Source organism: Chromohalobacter sp. HP20-39, from assembly GCF_033052815.1.
GTDB lineage: Bacteria > Pseudomonadota > Gammaproteobacteria > Pseudomonadales > Halomonadaceae > Chromohalobacter.
Map to the genome: position 1 here is coordinate 1 of NZ_JAWHTP010000967.1, position 251 is coordinate 251.

Annotated in this window: 1 pseudogene; it reads left to right on the forward strand. The window is 62.2% G+C overall.

Annotation, left to right across the window (positions count from 1 at the left end):
- Positions 1-251: pseudogene (locus RVY79_RS20845) on the forward strand (branched-chain amino acid ABC transporter permease); the annotation flags it as partial.

The following is a 251-nucleotide window of genomic DNA, read 5'->3' on the forward strand; positions in this document are numbered from 1 at the left end:
GGCGGCCTTCATGTCGGTCGGCGCCTACACCGTCGCCATTCTGGAAATACGCGTCGGCACGCCGTTCATCATCAATCTCATCGTCGCGGGATTTGTAGCGGCAGGCGTCGGCATGGTTGTCGGCATTCCGAGCTTGCGCGTGAAGGGGCTTTACCTCGCGATCGCCACCATCGCAGCATCCTTTATCCTGCACTTCCTGTTCGCCAACGGGCCTGCCATTCTCGGCGGAACGCAGGGGCTCAGCATGCCGC